We start from the raw sequence: 25,796 nt of genomic DNA on the forward strand, positions 1-25,796 counted from the left end.
GTGTGGAATTGACGGCTTTGGTGCGGGCGGCGGCAGTCCTAAATGTGATGGGACAGGAGCGCCGCCATGACAGACATCGCCACACCAGACCTCGCCCCGCCCGCCACCCGCATCGGCCACGTTCACCTGAAGGTGGCCGATCTGGACCGGGCCATCGCCTTTTACCGCGATGTCCTCGGGTTTGCGGTCACGCAACGCTACGGACGGCAGGCGGCGTTCCTGTCCGCAGGCGGCTATCACCACCACATCGGTCTGAACACGTGGGAGAGTGCTGGCGGCACGCCGCCACCGCAGGGGCACACGGGGCTCTATCATACCGCCTTCCTCTATCCCGATCTCGCGTCCCTCGCTGCCGTCCTGCGGCGGGTGCTGGCGGCCGGTATCCCAGTCGACGGTGCGGCGGATCACGGCGTGTCGTGGGCGATCTATCTGCGCGACCCGGACCAGAACGGGGTGGAGCTGTATGTGGACAGGCCGGAGGCGGACTGGCCGCGCACACCGGATGGCCAGCTGGCCATGTCGAACGCCCGTTTCGATCTGCAGGCCCTGCTGGAAGCCCATCCCCCTGCGGCGTCATGAAACCGTAACGCCGCGCGGGCATCCTCGCCCTGCAGTTCCCCGGCTGCATCCCGACCGCCCGCGCATCCCCGTCCCGGCGCAGGCGGGGCGGCGCGTCCCCCGGACAGGCGGGACGCGCCGCCTTTACGGGGCCAGCCGCACCGCCTAGGGTCCGCCCAATCCTGACGATGAGGCATCACATGGCGACCGGCACCCAGATCCGCACCTATTTCGAGGGCCGCTGGCACGACGGCGACGTGGCCGTGATGCGGGCCGCCGACCACGGATCGTGGCTCGGCACCACCGTCTTCGACGGTGCGCGCTATGCCAACGGCGTGGTGCCCGATCTGGCCGCCCACTGTGCCCGCGTGAACCGGTCCGCCACCGCCCTGATGATCACCCCCACCGTCGACACCGACGCCATGGTGCAGATGGTGCGCGACGGGCTGGCCGCCTATGGCCCCGACACCGCCGTCTACATCCGCCCCATGTACTGGGCGCTGGAAGGCGGCGATCTGGGCATCGTCCCGAAGGAGGGCGCGACAGGCTTTGCCATCAGCCTCGAGGCGATTCCCATGGCCGCCCCCGGCACGGCCACCACGCTGACCACCACGCGCTATCGCCGCCCGGTGATCGAGGACAACGTCGTGAACGCCAAGGCGGGCTGCCTTTATCCCAACAACGCGCGGATGCTGGCCGAGGCGCGCGCCAAGGGGTTCGGCAACGCGCTGGTCGCCGATGCGATGGGCAACGTGGCGGAAACCGCGACGGCGAACGTGTTCCTCGTGCGCGACGGCGTGGTGTTCACGCCGATCCCCAATGGCACGTTCCTGGCGGGCATCACGCGGGCGCGGCACATGGCGAACCTGCGCGCCGACGGGGTCGAGGTGGTGGAAACCGTCCTGACCTTCGACGATTTCCACGCGGCGGACGAGGTGTTCCTGTCGGGCAACATGATGAAGGTGACGCCGGTGCAGGCCTTCGACGACCGCAGCTATGCGGAGGGCGCCATGACGGCGCGGGTCCGCGACCTCTACTGGGACTGGGCCGCGTCGGAAACGCTCTGACGCATCCGTTGCCAGCGCATCCCCGATCCGACAGGATGCACGTTGAGGAGGACACATCATGCGCAAGTTTCTGGTGATACTGGACGACACCCGCGAGTGTCTGAACGCCATGCGCTATGCGGCCATGCGCGCGTCCCGCACGGGCGGCGGCGTCACCGTCCTGTCGGTCATACCGCCGGAGGAGTTCAACCACTGGATCGGCGTCGGCGAAATCTTTCGCGACGAAGCGCGCGAGCGGATCGAGGTGCATTTCGAGGTCTTCGCCAAGTGGATGCGCGACCGTCAGAAGGTCGATCCGAACCTTGTGATCCGCGAGGGCGAACCGATGACCGAGATCCTCGCGCAGATCACCGAGGACCCGCAGATCGGCGTGCTGGTGCTGGGCGCCAGCAGCGACAAGAAGGGCCCCGGCCCCCTGATCGCCGCCCTGTCGCGGCAGGCGGGCACACTGCCCATCCCCATCACCATCGTCCCCGGCGACCTGTCCAAGGAAAAGCTGGAAGCGATCACATGAACCGTGGGTCCGCCATCTTAGAATGGTTCCAAACCTTGACGGACGCGGCCGCAGGGCGCATATCTGTAACCTGACAGAAAGGGACGACTTCCATGTTCATCCAGACCGAATCCACGCCGAACCCCGCGACGCTGAAATTCCTGCCCGGCGAAAGCGTGCTGGACGTGGGCACGGCGGATTTCCCGACGACCGATTCGGCAGGCTCCAGCCCGCTGGCGCACCGCCTGTTCGCCGTGGACGGGGTGGAAGCGGTGTTCTTCGGCATGGATTTCATCACCGTGACCAAGGCCGACATCGCCGACTGGGACCACATGAAACCGGCGCTGCTGGGTGCGATCATGGAGCACTACCAGTCCGGCCAGCCGGTCATGGGTGCCGACCACAAGCCTGTCTCGGGCCATGCGGCACATGACGGCGCGGACAGCGCCATCGTCGATCAGATCAAGGAACTGCTGGACACCCGCGTCCGCCCCGCCGTGGCGCAGGACGGTGGCGACATCACGTTCCACGGGTTCGAGCGTGGCGTGGTCTATCTGCACATGCAGGGTGCCTGCGCCGGGTGCCCGTCCTCGACCCTGACGTTGAAGATGGGGATCGAGAACCTGCTGCGTCACTACATCCCCGAAGTGACCGAAGTGCGCCCCGTCGCCGCCTGACGCCGGAAAGGGACCGTCATGGCCAAGGTCGCCGTTGGCAATCCGAACACACCCGGCAAGACCACGCAGGTCGATGCTGCCAAGTACGAGGACATGCGGGCAGCGATGCTGGCCGTCACTTCCTCTGCGCCGCTGACGGCGGCGCAGATCAAGGCGGGCGTACTGCCGCATCTGTCGCCAGACCTGTTCCCCGCCGGTCAAACCGCCGGATGGTGGCTGAAATGCGTGCAACTCGACCTCGAGGTGAAGCAGATCCTGCAGCGTCATCCGACGACACCGCTGACATGGACCCAAGCATGAGTGACGATCACGTCGTTCTGGCCTTTGACACGTCGGCGGCGCATTGCGCCGCGGCCCTGCTGATCGGCGACCGGATCGTGACCCGCACCGACGACATGGCCCGCGGTCAGGCTGAACACCTGATGCCCATGCTGGAACGGCTGCTGGCCGAACAGGGGCTGGTCTGGGCCGACATCGACACGATCGGCGTGGGCACCGGGCCCGGCAACTTCACGGGCATCCGCATGTCCGTCGCCGCCGCGCGCGGCCTCGCCCTGGGTTTGAGCCGCCCAGCCATCGGTGTCGGCGTGCTGGAGGCGCAGGGTTTCGGCACGCAAGGTCCGGTCCTGTCCACCCTGCGCGCGCCGCGCGACATGGTCTATGCCCAGCGGCTGACCGACGGCTTTCCCGACGCGCCCCCCGTCTTTACCGACCTGACAGGCGCGCTGGCGCTCGCGGGGCGCGACGACGTGGCCGTGCTGGGCGACATGGCGGAAACCCTGCATCTGGCCCACGGGCTGACCGTTGGCACGCCGGTCGTCAGCGTGATCGAAGGGATCGCCCTGCTGGCCGCAGATCCGATCTATGCGCTGGACCATCCGGAACGTCCCGCGCCGCTCTATCTGCGGCCCGCGGATGCGGCACCGGCCCGTGACGCGCCGCCGACCATCACGCCATGACCCCCACGGCGCTCGCCCAGACGCACAGGCGGGCGTTCGATCATGACCGCCCGTGGTCGGCGCTGGAGTTTGCGGACCTTTTGGCGCAGCGCGGCGTCATCCTGTGCGGCAGCGCCGACAGCTTCGTGCTCGGGCGCGTCACTTTCGACGAGGCCGAGGTGATGACACTGGCCACCCTGCCCGAACAGCGCCGCATGGGGCTGGCTCGCGCCGCCCTGACCGATTTCCTCGGGCGGGCGGCACGTGCGGGGGCCGCGTCGGTGTTCCTCGAGGTGGCGGCCGACAACGCGGCTGCCATCGCCCTTTATGCGGCGCAGGACTTTGCGTCGGTGGGCCGCAGACGCGCCTATTATGCGCGGACGTGTGGCGCTGCGGTCGATGCGCTGGTTCTGCGCCGCGCCGTGGCGGACGCCGCCGCCTGACGCGCGCCCGGACGTGCGCCGCCCCGGACGATGCCCCCCGGACCGTCTCCGCCCTAAGTTTGACCGAATGGCAAAAGATGCGGCGATTACCGTAAAGAAACGGTTGACCACCGCCGCGCCCCGTTGCCTTATCAGCCCACCTCAAAACACGGGCGGACCAACCGCCCGGACCCCAACACACTGTCCCGGGAGACACGTTCCATGACCCTGACCCAAACATTCCTCGGCGCGACCGCAGCCCTGGCCCTGAGTGCCGGCGCCGCGATGGCCGATCCCGCGATCATCTTCGACCTTGGCGGCAAGTTCGACAAATCGTTCAACGAATCCGCCTTTAACGGCGCGACCCGTTGGGCCGAGGAAACCGGCGGCACCTTTGCCGAGGTCGAGCTGCAGTCCGACGCCCAGCGCGAGCAGGCACTGCGCCGCTTCGCCGAATCCGGTGCCAACCCGATCGTCATGGCGGGCTTCAGCTTTGCCACCCCGCTGACCGACATCGCCGGCGATTACCCGGACACCAAGTTCGTCATCATCGACGCCGTGGTCGAGGCGCCGAACGTGAAATCCGTCGTCTTCAACGAAGAGCAGGGCTCCTACCTCGTCGGCATGCTGGCCGCGATGGCGTCGCAGACCGGCACCGTCAGCTTTGTCGGCGGCATGGACATCCCGCTGATCCGCAAGTTCGCCTGCGGCTATGCCGAGGGTGCCAAATCCGTGAACCCCGACATCACCGTGATCGCCAACATGACCGGCACCACCCCCGCCGCATGGAACGACCCCGTCAAGGGCACCGAACTGACGCTGGCACAGAAATCTCAGGGCTCCGACGTGGTGTTCCAGGCTGCCGGCGGCACTGGTGTGGGCGTGCTGCAGGCTGCCGCCGACAACGAGATGCTGGGCATCGGCGTGGACGCGAACCAGAACTACATGCACCCCGGTCAGGTCCTGACCTCCATGCTCAAGCGCGTCGATGTGGCCGTCTATGACGCCTTCACCGCCGGTGAAGCTGTCGAGCCGGGTGTCGCAGCCCTTGGCGTGGCCGAGGACGGCGTGGGCGTGGCGATGGACGAGTTCAACGCAGAGCTGATCACGCCGGAAATGACCACCGCGATCGAGACGGCTCAGGCCGGCATCGCGGACGGCAGCATCGCGGTGCACGACTACATGTCCGACGAATCCTGCCCGTCGCTGACGTTCTGAGCCACGGCGACCGACACACGACCGGGGCCGCGCTGAACATTCGGCGCGGCCCCTTGATCATCGGGGGACGGACATGACGACCACCACGACACCATCAGCCGCCCCCGCCATCGAGCTGAAGGGCATTTCCAAATCCTTCGGCCCGGTGCAGGCCAACAAGGACATTTCCATCCGCGTGATGCCCGGCACGATTCACGGCATCATCGGAGAGAACGGCGCCGGCAAGTCCACGCTGATGAGCATCCTCTACGGCTTCTACCGCGCCGACGCGGGAGAGATCTGGGTCGCCGGAAAGAAGGTCGAGATCCCCGACAGTCAGGCCGCGATCGCGGCGGGCATCGGCATGGTGTTCCAGCACTTCAAGCTGGTCGAGACGTTCACGGTGCTGGAAAACATCGTGCTGGGGGCAGAGGACAGCGCAATGCTGCGCCCCTCCCTGGCCCGCGCGCGGCGCGAGCTGAAGGCGCTGGCCGACGAATACGAATTGAATGTCGATCCCGATGCGCTGGTCAGCGACATCGGCGTCGGCATGCAGCAGCGGGTCGAGATCCTAAAGGCGCTGTATCGCCGGGCCGACATCCTGATCCTGGACGAGCCGACCGGCGTGCTGACCCCCGCCGAGGCGGACCATCTGTTCCGCATCCTCGAAAACCTGCGGCGCGAGGGCAAGACGATCATCCTGATCACCCACAAGCTGCGCGAGATCATGGAGATCACCGACACGGTCAGCGTCATGCGCCGCGGCCAGATGACGGCGACCGTCAAGACCGCCGAGACGAGCCCCGCCGCGCTGGCCGAGCTGATGGTCGGGCGCAAGGTGCTGCTGCGGGTGAACAAGACGCCCGCGCAGCCCGGTGCGGTAATCCTCGACGTGGCGGATCTGAACGTGACCGACGACAAGGGCGTGCACCGTCTGAAGGGCGTCAGCCTGCAGGTGCGGGCCGGCGAGGTGCTGGGCATCGCCGGTGTCGCGGGCAACGGGCAAAGCGAGCTGCTGGAGGTGCTGGGTGGCTACGCCCGCGCCACGGGCCGCGTCACGATGAACGGCAGGCCCATCGACCTGACGGGCCGGTCGTCCGACGGGCAAAGCCGCCGCCGCGACGGCATCGCCCACGTGCCGGAGGATCGTCAGGCCGAGGGTCTGATCATGGACTATGCCGCGTGGGAGAACATCGCCTTCGGCTATCAGAACGACGCGCGGTTCCGGCGCGGTCCGTTGATGGACCATGCGGCGATGATGCAGGACACGGTGGACAAGATGGGCCGCTTCGACGTGCGCCCGCTGGACCCGAAGCTGGCCGCCAAGAATTTCTCCGGCGGCAACCAGCAAAAGATCGTGCTGGCGCGCGAGATCGAGCGCAATCCGGACCTGCTGCTGATCGGCCAGCCCACCCGCGGCGTGGACATCGGTGCGATCGAGTTCATTCACCAGCAGATCATCGCGCTGCGCGACCAAGGCAAGGCGATCCTGCTGGTCAGCGTGGAGCTGGAAGAGATCCTCGCACTGTCCGACCGCATCGCCGTGATGTTCGACGGTCACATGATGGGCGAACGCGATCCTGCGACCACGAACGAAAAGGAACTCGGCATGCTGATGGCGGGCATGACCGGCGATCCGGGCAACGTCACCGTGACCGAAATCGAACGCAACCTTGCCCATGCGGGCACCGGAACAAAGGTCTGAGCCATGGATGTCATGCCGAAATGGGCCGATGTCGTCCTGATCCCCGTCATCTCGCTGGTGCTGGCGGCGGCGCTGTCGGCCATCGTGATCCTCGCCATTGGTGAAAGCCCATGGGAGGCGCTGAAGATCATGGTGCAGGGCGCACTGGGATCGACCTATGGCTGGGGCTACACGCTCTATTATGCCACCAACTTCGTCTTTACCGGCCTTGCGGTCGCCATCGCGTTCCACGCCCGCATGTTCAACATCGGCGGCGAGGGGCAAGCCGCACTCGGTGGCCTCGGGGTCGCGCTGGTGTGCCTCTATATCCCGTGGCCGCACTGGTCGCTGGCGCTGCTGGGCGCTACGGCGGGGGCAGCACTCTTTGGCGCGGCATGGGCGATCATTCCGGCGGTGCTGCAGGCCAAGCGGGGCAGCCACATCGTCATCACCACGATCATGTTCAACTTCATCGCCGCGGCCTTCCTCAACTACCTGCTGGTCGGCGCGCTGAAGCCTGCGGGCAGCATGGAACCTGCGACCGGAAAATTCCCCGATGCCACGTTCCTGCCGTCGTTCCAGGATATGTTCTCCACCGCCGACAATCCGCTATTCCGGGGTGCGCCCGCCAACGTGACCTTCTTTGTCGCAATCGCGGCCTGCGTGGTGATCTGGGCGCTGATCTGGCGCACGCGGTTGGGCTACGAACTCCGCGCCTTTGGCCATTCGGAAACGGCGGCGAAATATGCGGGCATCAGCCCGACCAAGATCATCGTCATCTCGATGGCGATCTCGGGCGCGCTGGCGGGCATGATGGCCATCAACAACGTGATGGGAGAGGCTGAGCGTCTGGTCCTGAACGCGGTGGAAGGTGCGGGCTTCATCGGCATCGCCGTGGCCCTGATGGGCCGCAGCCACCCGTTCGGCGTATTTCTGGCCGCGATCCTGTTCGGGTTCCTGTATCAGGGCGGCGCCGAACTGGCGCTGTGGACCAGCATCCCACGCGAGCTGATCGTTGTCATTCAGGCGCTGGTGATCCTGTTCACCGGGGCGCTGGACAACATGGTGCGGATGCCGCTGGAGCGGATCTTCCTCGCGCGTCGCCGCAAGGCCGCGCGCGCGACCACACTGACTGCGGCGGAGTAAGCCCATGGACCTGCTGACCCTGCTGCAACTGCTGGATTCCACCCTGCGTCTGGCCACGCCGCTGCTGCTGGCCTGTCTGGCCGGGCTGTTTTCGGAACGCGCCGGCATCTTCGACATTGGGCTGGAGGGCAAGATGCTGGCCTCCGCCTTTCTGTCCGCCGCCATCGCGTTCACCACGGGCAGCGTGTGGATCGGTCTGCTGGCGGGCGTGGGCGCGTCGCTGCTGCTGTCGGCGATCCACGGCGTCGCGTCGATCACCTTCCGTGGCAATCAGCTGATCTCTGGCGTGGCGATCAATTTCCTTGCCGCAGGTCTGACCGTCGTCATCGCGCAAAGCTGGTTCGCCGAAGGCGGGCGCACGCCGCAACTGGCAGGGGCGGCGCGGTTCAATCCGATCACCCTGCCCTTTGCCAATGAACTGCGCGACGTGCCGGTGCTGGGGCCGATCTATTACGAGCTGATCTCGGGCCACACCGCTCTGGTCTATGTTGCCCTGCTGATCGTTCCGCTGTCGTGGTGGGTGCTCTATTCCACCCGCTTCGGCCTGCGCCTGCGGGCGGTGGGCGAAAACCCCGCAGCCGTCGATACCGCAGGGATCTCGGTGATCGGGCTGCGGTTCACCGCCGTCGCCATCTGCGGCGTGCTGTGCGGGCTGGCGGGGGCCTACCTTGCCACCGCGCTGCAGGCGGGGTTCACCAAGGACATGAGTGCGGGGCGTGGCTACATCGCGCTGGCCGCGCTGATCTTTGCCAAGTGGAAGCCGTGGCCCTGCCTATGGGCGACGCTGCTGTTCGGGTTCCTGCAGGCGCTGGCGCTGCGCCCCGACCTGATCACCAGCACGCTGGGGTTCAGTGTGCAGACGCAACTGCTGGACGCGCTGCCCTATATCCTGACGGTGGTGATCCTTGCGGGCTTTGTCGGCAAGGCGATCCCGCCGCGCGCCGGTGGCGAGCCCTACATAAAGGAACGCTGACGGCGGCCATCTGCCGCAGACCCTGTTTGACACTGCGGGCGATCCACGGTCAGGTGGGCTAACACCCCTGCCCCTGCTGGATCGCCCGTGCAGCTTTACCTGCCCATCGCCGAGATTTCGGTCAACGTGTTCCTGATCCTCGGGCTGGGCGGTCTGGTGGGCGTCCTGTCGGGCATGTTCGGCGTGGGCGGCGGGTTCCTGATCACGCCTCTGCTGTTCTTCGTCGGCATCCCGCCGGCGGTCGCCGTGGCCACGTCCACGAACCAGATCGTCGCATCGTCGTTTTCCGCGCTGCTGGCGCATCTGAAGCGCAAGACCGTCGATCTGCGCATGGGGTCGGTGCTGCTGGCGGGCGGTCTGGTGGGGTCGTCGATCGGGCTAGTGATCTTCAACTATCTGCGCGCGCTCGGTCAGGTCGATCTGCTGGTCAGCCTGTTCTATGTCGTGTTCCTCGGCATCATTGGCGGGCTGATGCTGGTCGAGAGCGTGAACGCGATCCTGAAATCGCGCCGTCCCGGCGCCAAGCGGACGCGCAAGCACCACTACTGGGTCCACAACCTGCCGCTGAAGGTGAAGTTCAGGGGGTCCGGCCTTTATATCTCGGTCATTCCGCCGCTGCTGGTGGGGATGCTGGTGGGCATCCTGTCGGCCATCATGGGGGTCGGCGGCGGGTTCATCATGGTGCCCGCGATGATCTATCTGCTGGGGATGCCGACCAAGGTCGTGATCGGCACGTCGCTGTTCCAGATCATCTTCGTCACCGCCTATACCACGATGCTGCACGCGACCACGAACTACACCGTGGACATCGTGCTGGCCCTGCTGCTGATCGTCGGCGGCGTGATCGGCGCGCAGATCGGCACCCGCATCGGGCTGAAGCTGCGCGCGGAAAGCCTGCGGATCATGCTGGCGCTGCTGGTGCTGCTGGTCTGCCTCAAGCTCGGGTTGGATCTGGTGCTGCAGCCGTCAGAGCTTTACGTCATTCAGGCAACCGCGCCATGATGCGACTGATCGTGCTGCTGCTGCTGACACTGGCCGGACCGCTGCGCGGTGAAAGCATCGTGCTGGGCCTGAGCCAGGATTCCGTGTCGATCACCGCCACCTTCGAAGGGTCCGACATCCTGATCTTCGGTGCGGTCAGCCGCGATGCGCCCGCGCCGCAGGACACTGGCAAGCTGGGGGTGATCGTCGCGGTCGCGGGGCCGGATCAGCCGCTGTCGGTGTTCCGCAAGGACCGGCAGCTGGGCATCTGGGTGAACGCCGATCAGGTCGACGTGCGGCGCGCGCCGTCCTTTTACGCCGTCGCCACCAGCGGCCCGCTGGACGAGGTGCTGACCCAGACCGAAGACCTGCGCAACGCCATCACCATCCCGCGCACCATCCGCGCCGACGGGGCCACGGTCGAAAACAGCGCCGCCTATACCGAGGCGCTGATTCGCATCCGCACCAAGCAGGCGCTGTATCAGGTGCAGGAAGGCGGCGTCGATCTGGAGGAGGACACACTGTTCCGCACAGCGTTCCGGCTGCCCGCCAACCTGCTGGAGGGGGATTACCTCGCCCGCATCTATCTGACGCGGGACGGGCGCGTGATCGACGAACACAGCACGGTCATCCCGGTGGAAAAGGTCGGCATCGAACGCTGGCTCTACAACCTCGCGCATGTGCAGCCGATCCTGTACGGTCTGCTGTCGCTGGTGATCGCCGTCGCCGCAGGCTGGGCCGCATCCGCCGGGGCCACCCTGCTGCGGCGCTAGACGGCACATGCGCAAACGTCTGAGTGAGGACGGGAAGCCTTATCCGCGGACAAGGGTCAGTCGTCGTCGGACTGGGCCATCAGCGTCAGCGGCACGGGGCCTGCGTCCAGATCGTCGATGCGCAGTACCGGGTCGGCGGGTTTCGCCAGACGGTTGCGCACGACCCAGCGCAACTGGTTTTCGGCCCGCGTGATCGCCACATAGGCGAGGCGTTTCCACAAAGGCTGCCCGGCCTCGACCCGGCCCATGCGGCTGGCCATCTCGATATCCGGGGCGAATACCTGCACCGTGTCCCACTGGCTGCCTTGCGCCTTGTGGATCGTCACGGCAGCGCCGTGCAGAAAGGTGGCCCCCATCTTGGCGGCAAAGGGAATAAAGGGTTCCTCGTCGCCTTCCAGCTCGATCTTGACGATGCTGGCGGCCGACATCTGCGGGTCCAGCGCACCAAGGACGTGCAGGCGGCTGAAACCGGGCCTGCGTCCGGGGCCAAGGTAGATGACCTGCGCGCCCTTGATCAGCCCCCGCGCCTCGAGGTCGAGGCGCTTCTTGCGGTGTTTCAGCGGCAACTCGATCCCGTCGCAGATCAGCGGCTCGCCCGGCAGGAGGCTGTCGGGGGGTGCGTTGTAAGCGCTGCGGAACGCATGGATCAGCTTGATCCGCGTCTTGTTCGTCCACACGAGGCAGGGCGAGCGGGCCATCAGGTCCGCCTCGACCCGCTGGGCGATCACCACGCGGTCGTCGCGTTCGGCGGCCTCGGCCACCATCCGCTCGAAGTGGTAGAAATCCAGCATCGGGTCGGCCAGCGCATGCGCCAGATCGAGGATCGGGCTGTCGGCGCTTTGCCGGTGGATTCGGTTCAGGGTCAAGATGCGCTTCGCGGGCAATGTTTCGAACACCATGCCGCCGGCCGATTGCACGGGCGGCAGCTGCGCCGGGTCGCCGAACAGCAGCAGCGTCGGAAAGATCTCCTTCAGGTCGTCGAACTGGCGCGCGTCGAGCATGGAGGATTCGTCCACGAAGCCGATATCCAGCGCCTCCTCGCGCCGTTTCCAGCCGGTGATGAAATCGCTGCCGCGCAGACCGGCGGCGGCGAGGGCGGCCGGGATCGACTTGTGCCCCTGATAGGACGCGAACGCCCGGTTGAGCGCGATGTCCGTCAACTGTGCCACGGCGGGTCGTTCACCCTGCCCCGCCAGCCATTCCGCGACCTTCTCATACTCCGGGTCATAGACGGGGGTGTAGAGGATGCGGTGGATCGTGGTCGCCGGCACGCCGCGGTTGCGCAGCACGGACGCCGCCTTGTTCGTCGGTGCCAGGATCGCCAGCGTGCGGCGATTGCCGCGCTTTTTTCCCTCGTAGTCGCCGGACACGATATCGACACCAGCCGCCTCCAGCGCGCGGTAAAGGGCGGCGAGCAGCATGGTCTTGCCGCTGCCCGCCTTGCCGATGACGGCCAGAACCTCGCTCACGTCGGTTTGCGGCGGTTGCAGCAGGTCGTCGGTCAGGTCGATGCCGGACTGGCGCAGGGCTGTGGCGATGCTGTCCCACGCCGCGGCCTGATCGTCGGAAAAGGTGATGGTGGCTGGCGCATTCATGGCGCGACCCTAACCGTCGCCGCGTCCGCCTGCCAGTGGGTCAGGCCGCGATTGACGGCGTGATGGCCGTCGCTGCCGCCAAGGGGCGTGGCGTCACGTCCGGGCCGAAGGCGCGGGCGAACCACGCTTCCGACACCTCGGACGAAACACCCGCGCGGCGCAACACACGCAGGCGGTCGTCGGGTCGGTAGGGCCACAGACCGACGCCGATGGCATCGCGCCCCGGCCCGGTGCGGCCAAGCACCTCGGGCACCGCGCCGATGGCCTGATAGACGCGGATCATCCGCGCATCGAACACGCCCAGCAAATGCGTCAGGGCATGGGCACGCATCACCTCTCCCCCCGCCAGCATCAGGAGGCCCGCGACGCGGGGCCCGGCGTGGGGTGACAGGCAAAAGCGGGTGCATTCCCAGATCGCGGGATCGGTGATCGGGGCGGGCAGCAGCGCGGCGAATTGTTCGTTCACCATCGTGCGGCCCGACATGGGCAGCAGGCGCATGGAGCCGCCGTGCACCCCCGGTTGCGGTTCCCAGACGACATAGAGCGGGTCGCAGGCGTCATACTGGTCGCGTTCCCAGCCCTGCGCATCGACCTGTACATCCCAGCCCAGCCGGTCGCGGAACTGCGCCGTGCGGTCGCGGTGCATTCCGGCCTGCAGGCCCGGATGTGCCGCCAGTGCGGTCGTCGTCAGATAGCGAATCATGCTGCCCCCCGTGTTGATCGGGGGGCACCATGCGAGGCCGATGTTTAAGCGGTTCTAACGCCGCCGCGCGGTGGGGTCAGCCGGTCGCAACCAGTGGATCGCGCAGCCGGCCGGGCCAGCCGCCGGGATCGTCGCGCGCGGCACCGCCGGTCAGGATCAACCCTTCGGTCAGGGCGCGGGCGACGGCGTGGACGATGTTCGCGGCCCCGAGTTTCAACCGTGCGCTTTCGATATAGTCGCGCAGGGTATGTTCCGAGATCGCCAGCATGTCCGCCGCCTGCCCGCGCGAATAGCCCATGGCAAGAAAGGTCAGCGCATCCACCTCTCGTGGGGACAGGGGTTTGACCGGGTCGGGGGTACGGTGGTTTTCCAGTTGGAGCGCCTTGGCATTCAGATAATGCGCGAGCACGATGACATCACGCTGGTGGGTTGCGATGAAGTCGTCCCAGTCTTCGTCCGAACAACTGCGTGACAGGCTGAACAAGGCGAACTGACCGTTCGGCCCCCGGATCGGGACGGAATACCCCTGATTGCCCACCTGATAGGTCAGCGATTCCGCGCGGAATGCCCGTGCGGCCCGAGACGTCCAGTCGAGGCGTTTCCAGTCCACCGGGTGGAACCGCTGGAAGCAACCCAGCACCACCGGATCGACCCGGATATAGTCCATGTCCTGATAGCGTTGCGCCCACGTCGGATCGTAGGTGCCAAAGCCGTACTGCTGCCCGTCCACACTGATCCAGTGATAGATCACATGATCCACGGCCAACTCGTCGCGCAGCCCGACGATCAGATCCTGGATCTGGTCAAGCCGTGTGACGGATTCGAGGTTCGACAAGAAGGTGTTCAGTCCGTTCCGCATCATGCCGCCCAAGGCCCGCTGGCCCTATGATGACCGACGCGATTTCTGCCGATGCCACCACAGCGGCTTCGCGCATCCGGTCCGCCACGAGGGGCAGTCCGTTTGATGACGCGAAGGACTCCAAGTCGGCCAGAACGTCGATGATCCAGTTTTGTCCCACGGCACGATCCCCTGAAAAGTCTTAACGAAGTCTTAATGACTCAAGCTAACATACAGCAATTCTTCATCCTACCCGCTGGTTCGGCCCCCCCGGAATTGGGGGACAGACACGCTGCAACCCATTGGCACCACATCTGGATGCAGCAATTGGAAACGGGCGCCTGCCCTGCGACAGACGCCCGCCCACGATGTGCCGGCCCGTGACCCCGATCAGCCGCGTTGTTCGGCCTGCGCATCGGCGAAGGTGCGCAACCCCGTGCGCGGGCTTTGCACCAGAACGGCCATGTTGCCGGGCTTGTGCTGGTTCTTGCGCATCTTGGTGTGGGCGGCGGGAATGTCGTCCCAGCCGAACACCTCTGACATGCAGGGGTCCAGACGGCGTTCCACCATCAGGTTGTTGGCGGCAGACGCCTGCCGCAGGTTGGCGAAATGGCTGCCCTGCAACCGTTTCTGGTGCATCCACATATAGCGCACGTCAAAGGTCAGGTTGTAGCCCGTGGTGCCCGCGCAGATCACGACCATCCCGCCGCGCTTGCACACGAAGGTGGAGACGGGGAACGTCGCCTCTCCCGGATGTTCGAACACCATGTCGACGTTGTTGCCTTTGCCGGTGATGTCCCAGATCGCCTTGCCGAATTTGCGCGTCTCGGCGAACCATGCCTTGTACTCGGGGGTGTTCACCGTCGGCATCTGGCCCCAACAGTCAAAGTCGTTGCGGTTCAGCACGCCCCGCGCGCCCAGCGACATGACGAACTCGCGCTTGGATTCGTCACTGATCACACCGATCGCGTTGGCCCCCGCCGTGTTGATGAGCTGGATCGCATAGGACCCGAGGCCACCGGACGCGCCCCAGACCAGCACGTTCTGGCCCGGCTTCAGATCGTGGGGTTCGTGGCCGAACAGCATCCGGTACGCGGTGGCGAGGGTCAGGGTGTAGCAGGCCGACTCCTCCCACGTCAGATGCTGGGGGCGGGCCATGAGTTGCTGGGACTGCACGCAGGTGAACTGCGCGAAGGAGCCGTCAGGCGTCTCGTAGCCCCAGATGCGCTGGCTGGGGGAATACATCGGGTCGCCGCCGTTGCAGTGTTCGTCGTCGCCGTCGTCCTGATTGCAATGGATCACAACCTCGTCGCCGACCTTCCAGCGCTTGACTTTGTCGCCCACGGCCCAGACGATGCCGGACGCATCCGACCCTGCGATGTGATAGGGCGCGCCGTGCACGTCGAACGGGCTGAGCGGGATGCCGAGGCCGGCCCAGACGCCGTTGTAGTTCACGCCCGCCGCCATCACCATGACCAGCACCTCGTGGCTGTCCGGGCGCGGGCAATCGACCACCTCGACCTGAAACGCCTGCTCGGGCTCACCGTGCCGCTCGCGGCGGATCGTCCAGGCATACATCTGGTCCGGCACTTGACCGAGGGGGGGCATTTCGCCCACCGCATACAGGGTCTTGCCGCCGGTGGCAGTGCTCATCTTCGTGTTCAGGTCGAGGGCCATGTCCGTCTCCATCGTCGCATCCACTTTGGTCGCCGCACCGCAGAATCGGCGCTTGGGCCTAATATGCAACTGCAGCGCAACGATGCAACACAAAATGATACGTATTTGTAATTTAATTACGTGACGGATTTCGACAGGACTGGCGCAGAAAGGACCTGCATCGGGGTCTCGTCGAAATGATGGGCGATGGAATTGGCATAGTAGGCCAGCACGTCGCGACCTGTGTCCGTGACGAGGATCCTGTCCGGTGTAACTGCGATCAGCCCGCGATCCGACAACCGCAGCAGCGCCTCGTCCAACAGCTGCGCTGCCGGTCGTTGCGGCAACGGCATCTCGCGCGAGCGGAGCGCGTCGAGGCAGGCGGTCATGTGACCCAGCAGGCTGGCCTGTGTCAGAGCGTCGTGGCGCAGCAAGAGCCGCGCAACGAGCGGCACCGACAGAACGGGCACGACCTGCCGGACGCGGGCCATCAACTCCTCTGCCACCAGCGACGTGGGATCGCCGTCCAGTGGCCCGCGATCCTTCAGGAACAGAGACAGCTCCAGCGGGTGCCCGAACCCGACGGAGGCGGTGCCGAACCCGTCGAAGCGCCCGGTGATCCGCGCCCACAGATGCACACCCACCGCCCGCACCACGGTCAGGGTCGGCGGCCGGAACCTGCGGTTGCCGCGCTTGTCCGCATTGATCAGGAAGCGGTCCTCGATCACCCGGTCATAGTTCAGGGCCACGGGGATGAAGATCACGTCGCGGCCACCGGGGCGATAATTGCTGACGATATAGTTCAACAGACCCAGCTTGGGCGGCTTCACCGCACCGGTGACGGACAACCCGCCTTCGGGGAACATGGCCTGTGTCACACCGGCGTCCGTCGCCATCTGCACATAACGCGCCAGCACCCCGCGATAAAGGTCGCCGCGCGACCGCCGCCGGATGAAGTAGGCGCCCAGCATGCGGATCAGCCCCGACAGGGGCCACACCCGTGCCCATTCGCCCACCGCATAGGACAGGGTCCCGGCGCGGCTGACCAGATAGGTGACCAGCACATAGTCCATGTTGCTGCGGTGGTTCATGATGAAGACGATGGTGGCGTTCGGGTCCAGTTCCGCGAGTTCCTGACGCGGATAGGTCGCGATGCGCACCCGGTAGAGCGAGTTCGACAGATAGCGGGCCAGACGCATGCCCACCGAAAAATAGGCGATGGCCGAAAACCCCGGCACGATTTCGCGGGCGTAGGATTTGGCTTTCTCGAAGGCAACGTTTTCGGGGACGTTGTTGGCGCGGGCGTGATCGACGATGGCCTGCGTCACGGTCGGATCATAGATCAGGCGTTGGATCATATCGTAACGGCGCGCCAGCTTGAACGGCTCGATCGGGCGGGCCAGACGCGTGTTCACCCGTGCGATGACCCGTTCCGCCCGCTTGCGAAAGAACCAGCGCACGGACGGGAACAGGAAATGCGATGCGAACGTCACGCCGGCGAACAGCACGATCAGCACGAAGGCCCAAAGCGGCAGGATCACGGGATGCGTCATGGCGGGAACGTGACAGGTTTGCCCGCAGCCGTAAATCCCGGCGGACCGCACCGCGATTGTGCCGATGCCGCACTGCGGCACCTTGACCGCAGTGCAAAATATCGCATAACCCATCTGGTAAGCAATATTGTTACGCGTCAATGCAGGGATGCCCGCCGATGACAGACCGTGTCCAGACCGACCGCCCGTGGCTGTTCCGCACCTATGCCGGCCATTCCACGGCAAAGGCGTCCAATGCGCTTTATCGCGGCAATCTGGCCAAGGGGCAGACGGGACTTTCGGTCGCTTTCGACCTGCCGACGCAGACCGGTTACGACAGCGACCACGAGCTCAGCGGTGGCGAGGTGGGCAAGGTCGGCGTGCCCGTTTGCCATCTGGGCGACATGCGGGCACTGTTCGACGCGATCCCGCTGGACCAGATGAACACCTCGATGACGATCAATGCGACGGCGCCGTGGCTGCTGGCGCTGTATATTGCCGTGGCCGAGGAACAGGGTGCCGATATCACCGCCCTGCAGGGGACGGTGCAGAACGACATCATCAAGGAATACCTGTCGCGCGGCACCTATATCTGCCCGCCCGCGCCCTCGATGCGGATGATTACCGATGTCGCGGCCTATACCCGCGAACACCTGCCGAAATGGAACCCGATGAACGTGTGTTCCTATCACCTGCAAGAGGCGGGGGCGACGCCGGAACAGGAATTGGCCTTTGCGCTGGCCACCGCCACCGCCGTGCTGGACGACCTGAAGGGAAAGGTGCCCGCCGAACATTTCCCCGACATGGTCGGTCGCATTTCGTTTTTCGTGAATGCGGGCATCCGGTTCGTGACGGAGCTGTGCAAGATGCGCGCCTTCGTAGCACTATGGGACGAGATCTGCCGCGACCGCTATGGGGTGAAGGACGAGAAATTTCGCCGCTTCCGCTATGGCGTGCAGGTCAATTCGCTGGGGCTGACGGAACAGCAGCCAGAAAACAACGTCTATCGCATCCTGATCGAAATGCTGGCCGTGACGCTGTCCAAGAATGCCCGCGCCCGTGCCGTGCAACTTCCCGCCTGGAACGAGGCATTGGGCCTGCCACGCCCGTGGGACCAGCAATGGTCGCTGCGGATGCAGCAGATCCTCGCCTATGAGACGGACCTTCTGGAATTCGACGACCTGTTCGACGGCAATCCCGCGATCGAGGCCAAGGTGGCCACATTGATCGACGGCGCCCGCGCCGAATTGGCGGCCATCGACGGCATGGGCGGCGCGGTCGAGGCCATCGCCTATATGAAAGGTCGGCTGGTCGACAGCAATGCCGCCCGCATCGCGGGAATCGAAACGGGTCGCACCACGGTCGTCGGCGTCAACCGCTACCAGTCCGGAGAACCGTCGCCGCTGACGGCCGGCGACGATGCAATCATGGTTGCCGACGCCGCCGCAGAGGCCGACCAGTTGTACCGCCTTGCTGCGTGGAAAGCGGCACGCGATCCGCAGGCGGTGCGCGCCGCGCTGGCCGATCTGCGGCAGGCTGCCACCGACGGGTCCAACATCATGCCGCCGTCGATCAGGGCCGCCCGCGCCGGTGTGACGACCGGCGAATGGGCGGATGTGATCCGCACCGCGTTCGGCCAATACCGCGCACCCACCGGTGTCAGCGCCGCGATGTCCAATCGCACCGAGGATCTGGATGACATCCGGGCCCGGGTCGATGCCGTCAGCGCCAAATTAGGGCGGAAATTGAAATTTCTTGTGGGTAAACCCGGCCTCGACGGTCACTCGAATGGTGCGGAACAGATTGCAACCCGCGCGCGTGATTGCGGCATGGAAATCGCCTATGACGGTATTCGGCTGACACCGGATGAACTGGTGCAATCCGCATTGGAGGGGCAAGTGCATGTGATCGGGTTGTCGATCCTGTCGGGCTCGCACATGCCCCTCATCGAATCGATGATGACGAAATTGCGTGCCGCGGGATTGGGCGATATTCCTGTGATTGCAGGTGGGATCATCCCCGAAGACGATGCGCAGAAACTTCGGTCCATGGGGGTCGCCCGGATCTATACGCCAAAGGATTTCCGTTTGAACCAGATCATGGACGATATCGTGACACTCGTGGATCGGCATCATATTGCGGCCGAATGACGTAATGCATATTCGATATTGAATTATTCGTCACTTCACTGCACATATGCATGATACGGGGCCGTTCCGGCTCCGCGCGAATACTGGAGAGATGCCGTGAATTTCGAACTTAAATCCATGAGCCGCAAGGAACTCGAAAAACTCCGCCGCGACGTGGACAACGCCCTTGAAAAGGTCGAATCCCGCGAACTGAAATTGGCCCACGATGCTGCGGCCAAGGCCGCCGCCGATTTCGGCTTTTCCCTTGAAGAGGTCAGCGCCCTGTCGGACGGCAAGACACGCGGCAGCAAGGGGCCACGCAGCGTATCGCCCGCCAAATACCGCAACCCCGCGGATGAAAGTCAGACGTGGACCGGCCGTGGCCGTCAGCCCGACTGGTACAAGACCGCAATGTCGAACGGCACCGATCCGGCGACGCTGGAAATCTGACGTGACCGCCGCACGGGCGATCCCCGTGCGGCGTCATTCCTGAATGCGGCGCAATTCGTCGAGGGTATAGGTCTCTGCGATCTCGCCGTCGGCCTCCTTGCGATAGCCCGGCGCGACCGGCAGGCAGCCGCTTCCGCAGATCTGCCGTGCGACCCGCGTTCGTCCGTCGATGTGCCACAACCGGCCACCGGGTGTCGCCACGTATCCGTTCAGAAAAAACTCCGCATCGCTTTCGACGTCCACGGTGCTGGGCATTTCGTTGAAGTAGCCTTCGTCGAATGCCCCGTGGGTGTGATAGGATGCGATAACCGCGATATCGTCCGGAAAGTCCGCGCTGCAGCTGGCCATGTCACCCGGCACGGCGGCGCTTGCGACCAGTTCGCCCTGACGCGTCAACCCCAGATAGCCGCAGTATTCGCGCCGCTTGTCGAACGACACCGGTTGCAGCGCGGCCAGGACATCCCGGGCCAGCGCCACTTCGTCCGCGTCCTGTGCCATGGCGGGGTGGAACAGCGGCGCTGCGGCGATGGCGATCAGGGCTAGGTGGCGCAGCATGGCTTTTCTTTCGGGCGGCTTTCGACCAATAATCCCGACAAACAATAAGGAAGCAAGCCATGACAGTTCATATCGGCGCCAAGCCCGGCGACATCGCGGAAACCGTTCTGATGCCGGGCGATCCCTACCGCGCCAAGTGGGCCGCAGAGACGTTCCTGACCGACGCCGTCTGCACCAACGAAGTGCGCGGGATGCTGGGTTTCACCGGCATGTGGAACGGCAACCGCGTGACGATCCAGGGTTCCGGCATGGGGATGCCGTCCATGTCGATCTATGCCAACGAGCTGATCAAGGACTACAACGCGCAGACCCTGATCCGTATCGGCAGCTGCGGCGCGATGCAGGACGAGACCAAGGTGCGCGACGTGGTGCTGGCGATGACCGCCTGTTCCAGCGGCACGCCGTCCGACACGATCTTCAAGGAAGTGAACTACGCCCCCGTCTGCGATTTCGGCCTGTTGCAAGCGGCGCATGCGGCAGCGCACAAGCGCGGCACGCGCACCCATGTCGGCAGCATCTATTCATCCGACACCTTCTATGCGGAACGCAACGACCTGACAGAGCAGATGATCCGCCACGGCGTTCTGGCGGTCGAGATGGAAGCGGCGGAGCTCTACATCCTTGCCGCGCGCTACAAGCGCCGCGCGCTGGCCGTGATGACCGTCAGCGACCACATCATCACCGGCGAAGCCCTGCCCAGCGACCAGCGCGAGCGCAGCTTTGGCGACATGGTGGAGATTGCGCTGGAAGCGGCATTCACCAAGGTCTGACACGATCTGCGGGGGCGACCGGATCGGTGGCCCCCGCGACACACGCAGTGCACTGCAAGGGGGCGGTGGCCTGCGCCCGGATGACTGCTCAAAGGCGTCCATGCTATCTGCATGGCTGTATGCATTCCCGCGTCGGCCTGCCCCTCCCCCCTTGGCCGTGCCCAGCCATCAGGATCAGACCATGTTCACACGTTGCCTCGCCTGCCTCGCCGTCGCGGCGCTTGCCGCCTGCAGTTCCGGGTCCGGGTCGCGCTTTTCCGGCGGGGGCCTCGAGCCATCCGATATCCGCGCGCCGACAATGACCCCCACGGGCGGATCCCTGTCCATCGCATCGGGCGGCGGTTTCACCTATTCCAACCGGATCGGCACGATCGACGGCAAGCCCGGCAACGTGTTTGCGGCCAACGTGTTGCCGGGCGCAGAACTGACACCGACCCCCACGACGGGATCGGCCCGCATGACGGGGCGATATGCCTTGCGGCATGCGACAGACCTGACGCGCAGCGGCAACGGTATGACAGGCATGTTCGAGAATCGGTCGGGGACCATCGCCATGAACGCCGACTTTGCCGCTGGCACGCTGCGCGGAAACAGCGACGGGCTGCGCATCGACGGGCGCTTCGACGACGACAAACTGACAGGAACGGCAGCCTATGGCGGCACGTCCGGACCAATTACCGGGTTCATGGGGGGCAATGGCGCGGTCGGTGTGTTCAAGGGGAACACGGGCCGCTCGTCGCTTGCCGGCGGCTTCGCCGTCGCCAGATGATCGCGCGCTGACGGCAAAAAAGGCCCGTCCCCAATCGGGAACGGGCCTTTTCAATGCGGCAGATGCCGGATCAGACGATCCGTTCGACCATCATGTGCTTGATCTCGGCGATTGCCTTGGCGGGGTTCAGGCCCTTGGGGCAGGTCTTGGCGCAGTTCATGATCGTGTGGCAGCGATACAGCTTGAACGGGTCTTCGAGGTCGTCGAGACGCTCGCCCGTCGCCTCGTCGCGGCTGTCCACGATCCAGCGGTGCGCGGCCAGCAGCGCTGCCGGGCCGAGGTAGCGGTCGGAGTTCCACCAGTACGACGGGCAGGAGGTCGAGCAGCAGGCGCACATGATGCATTCGTAGCGGCCATCCAGTTTCTCACGGTCTTCGATGGACTGGCGCCATTCCTTGGCGGGGGCGTTCGTCTTCGTCTCCAGCCACGGCATGATGCTGGCGTGCTGGGCGTAGAAGTGCGTGAGGTCGGGGATCAGGTCCTTGACGACCGGCATGTGCGGCAGCGGATAGATCTTGATGTCGCCCTTGGCATCATCGAGGCCGGAGATGCAGGCCAGTGTGTTCACGCCGTCGATGTTCATCGCGCACGACCCGCAGATCCCCTCGCGGCAGGACCGGCGGAAGGTCAACGTGGGGTCGATGTCGGTCTTGATCTTGATCAGCGCGTCCAGAACCATCGGACCGCAGGTGTTCAGATCGACGAAATAGGTGTCCAGACGCGGGTTCTTGCCGTCGTCGGGGTTCCAGCGATAGACCTGCACCTTCTTGGTGTTCGTAGCCCCTTCAGGCTTGGGCCATGTCTTGCCCGTCACCATCCGGCTGTTCTTGGGTAGCGTGAATTCGACCATGTCTCAGGCTCCTCGCGTATGTGTTTACCGGGCCAGTGCCGGTGAATAGGGGATCATCGGCGCGGCCCCGGTCAAGCGGATGTAGCATTCCGCATGGACGGTTGCGGGGTCGCGACCGCGCAGGAAATCGTCGGTGACGCCGATGGAAATACCGGACTGCACACCACGGTTGCTGGACACGCCGACGGCGACCTGACCCGTCGGCCCTTCGGCACCGCGCGCCTCCCGGTCGCAACGGGCGGCGACCTGCTGCGGCGACGGCGGCACCTGCGGCCCGCAGGCGGCAAGCAACACCAACACCGTCAGGATCGCCGCGCCGCGCATCAGTAGACCCGCTTCTTCGGCGCGATCTTCTTCATGTCGATCCCGCCTTCGTCCTCTGTCGTCAGCGGGTCGAGGTGGACCGGGCGGTAGGCCAAATCGACGCGTGCCCCATCGACCACGGCCAGCGTGTGCTTGCGCCAGTCGGTGTCGTTGCGGTCGGGATAATCCTCGTGCGCGTGCGCACCACGGGATTCCTTGCGCGCCTCGGCACTGACGATGGTCGCCAGCGCGTTGGGCATCAGGTTCGCCAGTTCCAGCGTCTCCATCAGGTCGGAGTTCCACACGAGGCTGCGGTCCGTGACCTTGATGTCGGCCATCTTGCCCGCAATCTCGGTCATGCGGGCGACGCCTTCGGCCAACGTCTTGTCGGTGCGGAACACGGCGGCGTCGGCCTGCATGGCCTCCTGCATCTCGAGGCGCAGGGCAGCGGTGGGCGTGCTGCCGTCGGCGTGGCGCAGCTTGTCGAAGCGGTCGAACGCCGCGTCGACGGAAGCCTGATTGAGCGGGCCGTTCTGCGTGGTCGGATCGACGATCTGACCCGCCCTGATCGCGGCGGCACGGCCGAACACCACGAGGTCGATCAGTGAGTTCGACCCCAGACGGTTCGCCCCGTGCACGGATGCGCAGCCCGCCTCGCCCACGGCCATCAGGCCGGGCACGGTGGCGTCGGGGTTGTCCGTCGTCGGGTTCAGCACCTCGCCCCAGTAGTTCGTGGGGATGCCGCCCATGTTGTAATGCACGGTCGGCTGCACCGGGATCGGTTCCTTGGTCAGGTCGACACCGGCAAAGATGCGGGCCGATTCCGTGATGCCCGGCAGGCGCAAGTCCAACGTTTCGGGCGGCAGGTGGTTCAGGTTCAGGTGGATGTGGTCCTTTTTCGGGCCCACGCCGCGACCTTCGCGGATTTCCATGGTCATGCAGCGGCTGACCACGTCACGCGACGCAAGGTCCTTGTAGGTCGGCGCGTAGCGTTCCATGAACCGCTCGCCTTCGGAGTTGGTCAGATAACCGCCCTCGCCCCGCGCACCTTCGGTGATGAGGCAACCGGCGCCATAGATGCCGGTCGGGTGGAACTGCACGAATTCCATGTCCTGCAGGGGCAGGCCCTGCCGCGCGACCATGCCGCCGCCGTCGCCGGTGCAGGTGTGGGCGGAGGTGGCGCTGAAATAGGCGCGGCCATAGCCGCCGGTCGCCAGCACCACCATCTTGGCGTTGAAGACGTGCATGGTGCCGTCGTCGAGCTTCCAAGCCACCACGCCCTGACACACGCCGTCATCGGACATGATCAGGTCGATGGCGAAATATTCGATATAGAACTCGGCCTTCTGCTTCAGGCTCTGTCCATAGAGCGTATGCAGGATCGCGTGGCCGGTCCGGTCGGCGGCGGCACAGGTGCGCTGCACGGGGGGACCTTCACCGAACTCAGTGGTGTGGCCGCCGAAGGGGCGCTGATAGATCTTGCCTTCCTCGGTGCGGGAAAACGGGACGCCGTAATGCTCCAGCTCGTACACCGCCTTGGGTGCCTCGCGGGCGAGGTATTCCATCGCGTCGGTGTCGCCCAGCCAGTCGGAGCCCTTGACGGTGTCGTACATGTGCCACTGCCAGTGGTCGGGACCCATGTTCGACAGGCTGGCCGCGATCCCACCCTGCGCCGCCACGGTGTGCGACCGGGTCGGGAACACCTTGGTGATGCAGGCGGTCTTCAGCCCCTGTTCGGCCAGACCCAGCGTCGCGCGCAGGCCGGACCCACCGGCGCCCACGACGATCGCGTCGTAGGTGTGGGTTTCGTATTCATAAGCAGCCATCGGTCGAATCCTCGGGTCAATCAGAGTGCAAGTCCGGCCACAGCCAGAACGCCAGCAGCCGCTGCGGTATAGGACAGGCAGATCATGGCGATCAGCGCGATCTTGCGGGCGGGACCGTGGACATAATCCTCTATCAGCGTCTGCACGCCGCCCCGGTAGTGCACGAACCCGACCGCAAAGGTCAGGGCTGCCACGATGGCCGGGAACGGACGCTGGTAATAGGCCACGACCTCCTCGTACGGGGCGCCGAGTATGGCGCCGAACGTAAAGATAAAGCACGGCACGAGGAAAAGGAGTGCGACGGATGTGACCATCATCTGCCAGTGGTGCTGGGTGCCGGATTTGGCGGACCCCATGCCAGCGGCGCGTTTGCGGTCGGTCAGATAGGCCATGACGGTCCCCTTACAGCACGATGACGGTGAAGACGGTGAGCAGCACGGCGACCAGCACCATGGCCTGACCGAACGTCTCGGATTTGTCGACGGCAAGCATGTGGCCGCTGTCCCAGATCAGGTGACGCACGCCCGCAAGGCTGTGATACCAGATGCCGGCGACCGAGAAGAACAGGATGATGTCACCCAGCCAGCTGGTCAGTAACCCGTTTGCGGTGGCGAACGCCTCTGGCCCCGCGGCAGCGGCGACGAACCACCACACGATCAGCAGCGCCGTCACGATCAGCGCATTGCCGGTGATCCGGGTGAAGATCGAGGTCATCGAGGTCCACTGCGGACGGTAGATCGTCAGATGCGGTGACAGGGGGCGGTTCACCGGTTTCACATTGGCCATGTCGTGTCCTCTGGTTCGTTCGACCCGCGTCCGGGCCAGTGATCGGTGTCTTTCTGACCCATCGCAGGGGCAAAGTCACGCTCTGCACCCGCAAAATACCGCGCGATAACGCCGCGCCGCGTGGT

General features: G+C 65.3%; 28 protein-coding genes. 17 read left to right on the forward strand and 11 right to left on the reverse strand.

Going from position 1 to position 25,796, the window contains the following annotated elements:
* Positions 1 to 66 precede the first annotated feature (66 nt).
* The 13 genes from BMX16_RS08175 to BMX16_RS08235 all read left to right on the forward strand — a co-directional run bounded on the left by BMX16_RS08175 (position 67) and on the right by BMX16_RS08235 (position 10,909).
* Entirely contained in the window at positions 67 to 579 is a 513-nt protein-coding gene (locus tag BMX16_RS08175; RefSeq protein ID WP_089901507.1) for a VOC family protein, read from the forward strand.
* A gap of 179 nt (positions 580 to 758) precedes the next feature.
* Positions 759 to 1,625, forward strand: coding sequence for a branched-chain amino acid aminotransferase (locus BMX16_RS08180; RefSeq protein ID WP_089901510.1), 867 nt, complete (start codon positions 759 to 761; stop codon positions 1,623 to 1,625).
* Between the two features lie 58 nt (positions 1,626 to 1,683).
* Positions 1,684 to 2,139 (forward strand): universal stress protein, encoded by a 456-nt coding sequence (locus BMX16_RS08185; RefSeq protein WP_089901513.1) that lies wholly within the window; start codon positions 1,684 to 1,686, stop codon positions 2,137 to 2,139.
* Between the two features lie 92 nt (positions 2,140 to 2,231).
* Complete coding sequence (locus BMX16_RS08190) at positions 2,232 to 2,795, forward strand: NifU family protein (RefSeq protein ID WP_089901516.1); 564 nt, start codon at positions 2,232 to 2,234, stop codon at positions 2,793 to 2,795.
* A gap of 18 nt (positions 2,796 to 2,813) precedes the next feature.
* Complete coding sequence (locus BMX16_RS08195) at positions 2,814 to 3,095, forward strand: DUF6958 family protein (protein ID WP_089901519.1); 282 nt, start codon at positions 2,814 to 2,816, stop codon at positions 3,093 to 3,095.
* The gene (gene tsaB, locus BMX16_RS08200) at positions 3,092 to 3,754 is read left to right on the forward strand and encodes a tRNA (adenosine(37)-N6)-threonylcarbamoyltransferase complex dimerization subunit type 1 TsaB (RefSeq protein WP_089901522.1); all 663 of its coding nucleotides are present in this window, start codon (positions 3,092 to 3,094) and stop codon (positions 3,752 to 3,754) included. The genes BMX16_RS08195 and tsaB overlap by 4 nt, the downstream gene beginning before the upstream one ends.
* Complete coding sequence (locus BMX16_RS08205; protein WP_089901525.1) at positions 3,751 to 4,176, forward strand: GNAT family N-acetyltransferase; 426 nt, start codon at positions 3,751 to 3,753, stop codon at positions 4,174 to 4,176. Before tsaB ends, BMX16_RS08205 begins: the two co-directional genes overlap by 4 nt.
* Positions 4,177 to 4,377: 201 nt before the next feature.
* Positions 4,378 to 5,373 carry a BMP family lipoprotein gene (locus BMX16_RS08210; protein WP_089901527.1) on the forward strand — a complete coding sequence of 332 codons (996 nt, stop codon included), beginning with the start codon at positions 4,378 to 4,380 and terminating at the stop codon, positions 5,371 to 5,373.
* Positions 5,374 to 5,446: 73 nt separating this feature from the next.
* A complete protein-coding gene (locus tag BMX16_RS08215) occupies positions 5,447 to 7,057 on the forward strand; it encodes an ABC transporter ATP-binding protein (RefSeq protein ID WP_089901530.1) in 1,611 nt (536 codons plus the stop codon).
* Between the two features lie 3 nt (positions 7,058 to 7,060).
* Positions 7,061 to 8,182 (forward strand): ABC transporter permease, encoded by a 1,122-nt coding sequence (locus BMX16_RS08220; RefSeq protein ID WP_089901533.1) that lies wholly within the window; start codon positions 7,061 to 7,063, stop codon positions 8,180 to 8,182.
* Positions 8,183 to 8,186: 4 nt separating this feature from the next.
* Positions 8,187 to 9,155, forward strand: coding sequence for an ABC transporter permease (locus tag BMX16_RS08225; RefSeq protein WP_089901536.1), 969 nt, complete (start codon positions 8,187 to 8,189; stop codon positions 9,153 to 9,155).
* Positions 9,156 to 9,242: 87 nt separating this feature from the next.
* The gene (locus tag BMX16_RS08230; RefSeq protein ID WP_089901539.1) at positions 9,243 to 10,157 is read left to right on the forward strand and encodes a sulfite exporter TauE/SafE family protein; all 915 of its coding nucleotides are present in this window, start codon (positions 9,243 to 9,245) and stop codon (positions 10,155 to 10,157) included.
* A complete protein-coding gene (locus BMX16_RS08235; protein WP_089901542.1) occupies positions 10,154 to 10,909 on the forward strand; it encodes a TIGR02186 family protein in 756 nt (251 codons plus the stop codon). The genes BMX16_RS08230 and BMX16_RS08235 overlap by 4 nt, the downstream gene beginning before the upstream one ends.
* A gap of 56 nt (positions 10,910 to 10,965) precedes the next feature.
* Here BMX16_RS08235 and BMX16_RS08240 read toward each other — a convergent pair whose 3' ends face one another.
* The 5 genes from BMX16_RS08240 to BMX16_RS08265 all read right to left on the reverse strand — a co-directional run bounded on the left by BMX16_RS08240 (position 10,966) and on the right by BMX16_RS08265 (position 17,242).
* A complete protein-coding gene (locus tag BMX16_RS08240; protein WP_089901545.1) occupies positions 10,966 to 12,504 on the reverse strand; it encodes an ATP-dependent DNA helicase in 1,539 nt (512 codons plus the stop codon).
* 40 nt (positions 12,505 to 12,544) lie between these two features.
* Complete coding sequence (locus BMX16_RS08245; protein ID WP_089901548.1) at positions 12,545 to 13,207, reverse strand: acyl-homoserine-lactone synthase; 663 nt, start codon at positions 13,205 to 13,207, stop codon at positions 12,545 to 12,547.
* Positions 13,208 to 13,283: 76 nt separating this feature from the next.
* Complete coding sequence (locus BMX16_RS08250; RefSeq protein ID WP_089901550.1) at positions 13,284 to 14,066, reverse strand: helix-turn-helix transcriptional regulator; 783 nt, start codon at positions 14,064 to 14,066, stop codon at positions 13,284 to 13,286.
* 369 nt (positions 14,067 to 14,435) lie between these two features.
* On the reverse strand, positions 14,436 to 15,722 hold the full coding sequence (gene ccrA / locus BMX16_RS08260; RefSeq protein WP_089901692.1) for a crotonyl-CoA carboxylase/reductase: 1,287 nt from the start codon (positions 15,720 to 15,722) through the stop codon (positions 14,436 to 14,438).
* A 116-nt stretch (positions 15,723 to 15,838) separates the two neighbouring features.
* Entirely contained in the window at positions 15,839 to 17,242 is a 1,404-nt protein-coding gene (locus BMX16_RS08265; protein WP_425434014.1) for a 1-acyl-sn-glycerol-3-phosphate acyltransferase, read from the reverse strand.
* A gap of 170 nt (positions 17,243 to 17,412) precedes the next feature.
* On the opposite strand from BMX16_RS08265, the gene BMX16_RS08270 reads away from it, so the two are divergent.
* Positions 17,413 to 19,383: a protein meaA gene (locus tag BMX16_RS08270; RefSeq protein WP_089901556.1), complete on the forward strand. Its 1,971-nt coding sequence runs from the start codon at positions 17,413 to 17,415 to the stop codon at positions 19,381 to 19,383.
* Positions 19,384 to 19,479: 96 nt separating this feature from the next.
* Positions 19,480 to 19,812: an H-NS histone family protein gene (locus tag BMX16_RS08275; RefSeq protein ID WP_089901559.1), complete on the forward strand. Its 333-nt coding sequence runs from the start codon at positions 19,480 to 19,482 to the stop codon at positions 19,810 to 19,812.
* A gap of 33 nt (positions 19,813 to 19,845) precedes the next feature.
* Here BMX16_RS08275 and BMX16_RS08280 read toward each other — a convergent pair whose 3' ends face one another.
* Positions 19,846 to 20,367, reverse strand: coding sequence for a DUF4329 domain-containing protein (locus BMX16_RS08280; protein ID WP_089901561.1), 522 nt, complete (start codon positions 20,365 to 20,367; stop codon positions 19,846 to 19,848).
* Between the two features lie 59 nt (positions 20,368 to 20,426).
* Here BMX16_RS08280 and deoD point away from each other — a divergent pair, with 59 nt between their 5' ends.
* Both deoD and BMX16_RS08290 read left to right on the forward strand, forming a co-directional pair.
* A complete protein-coding gene (deoD, locus tag BMX16_RS08285) occupies positions 20,427 to 21,137 on the forward strand; it encodes a purine-nucleoside phosphorylase (RefSeq protein ID WP_089901564.1) in 711 nt (236 codons plus the stop codon).
* 181 nt (positions 21,138 to 21,318) lie between these two features.
* Complete coding sequence (locus tag BMX16_RS08290; RefSeq protein ID WP_089901567.1) at positions 21,319 to 21,906, forward strand: hypothetical protein; 588 nt, start codon at positions 21,319 to 21,321, stop codon at positions 21,904 to 21,906.
* 70 nt (positions 21,907 to 21,976) lie between these two features.
* On the opposite strand, the gene BMX16_RS08295 is transcribed toward BMX16_RS08290, so the two are convergent.
* From BMX16_RS08295 to sdhC, 5 genes are read right to left on the reverse strand one after another with little or no spacing between them, the layout of a single operon-like run.
* Positions 21,977 to 22,756 (reverse strand): succinate dehydrogenase iron-sulfur subunit, encoded by a 780-nt coding sequence (locus tag BMX16_RS08295; protein WP_089901570.1) that lies wholly within the window; start codon positions 22,754 to 22,756, stop codon positions 21,977 to 21,979.
* Between the two features lie 24 nt (positions 22,757 to 22,780).
* Positions 22,781 to 23,080, reverse strand: coding sequence for a hypothetical protein (locus BMX16_RS08300; protein WP_089901573.1), 300 nt, complete (start codon positions 23,078 to 23,080; stop codon positions 22,781 to 22,783).
* On the reverse strand, positions 23,080 to 24,885 hold the full coding sequence (gene sdhA, locus BMX16_RS08305) for a succinate dehydrogenase flavoprotein subunit (RefSeq protein ID WP_089901576.1): 1,806 nt from the start codon (positions 24,883 to 24,885) through the stop codon (positions 23,080 to 23,082). Before sdhA ends, BMX16_RS08300 begins: the two co-directional genes overlap by 1 nt.
* Positions 24,886 to 24,905: 20 nt before the next feature.
* A complete protein-coding gene (gene sdhD, locus BMX16_RS08310; protein ID WP_089901579.1) occupies positions 24,906 to 25,277 on the reverse strand; it encodes a succinate dehydrogenase, hydrophobic membrane anchor protein in 372 nt (123 codons plus the stop codon).
* 10 nt (positions 25,278 to 25,287) lie between these two features.
* On the reverse strand, positions 25,288 to 25,671 hold the full coding sequence (gene sdhC, locus BMX16_RS08315; RefSeq protein ID WP_089901582.1) for a succinate dehydrogenase, cytochrome b556 subunit: 384 nt from the start codon (positions 25,669 to 25,671) through the stop codon (positions 25,288 to 25,290).
* Positions 25,672 to 25,796: the final 125 nt, after the last annotated feature.

Origin of the sequence: Loktanella fryxellensis (genome assembly GCF_900110065.1) — a bacterium.
Taxonomy (GTDB): Bacteria; Pseudomonadota; Alphaproteobacteria; order Rhodobacterales; family Rhodobacteraceae; genus Loktanella; species Loktanella fryxellensis.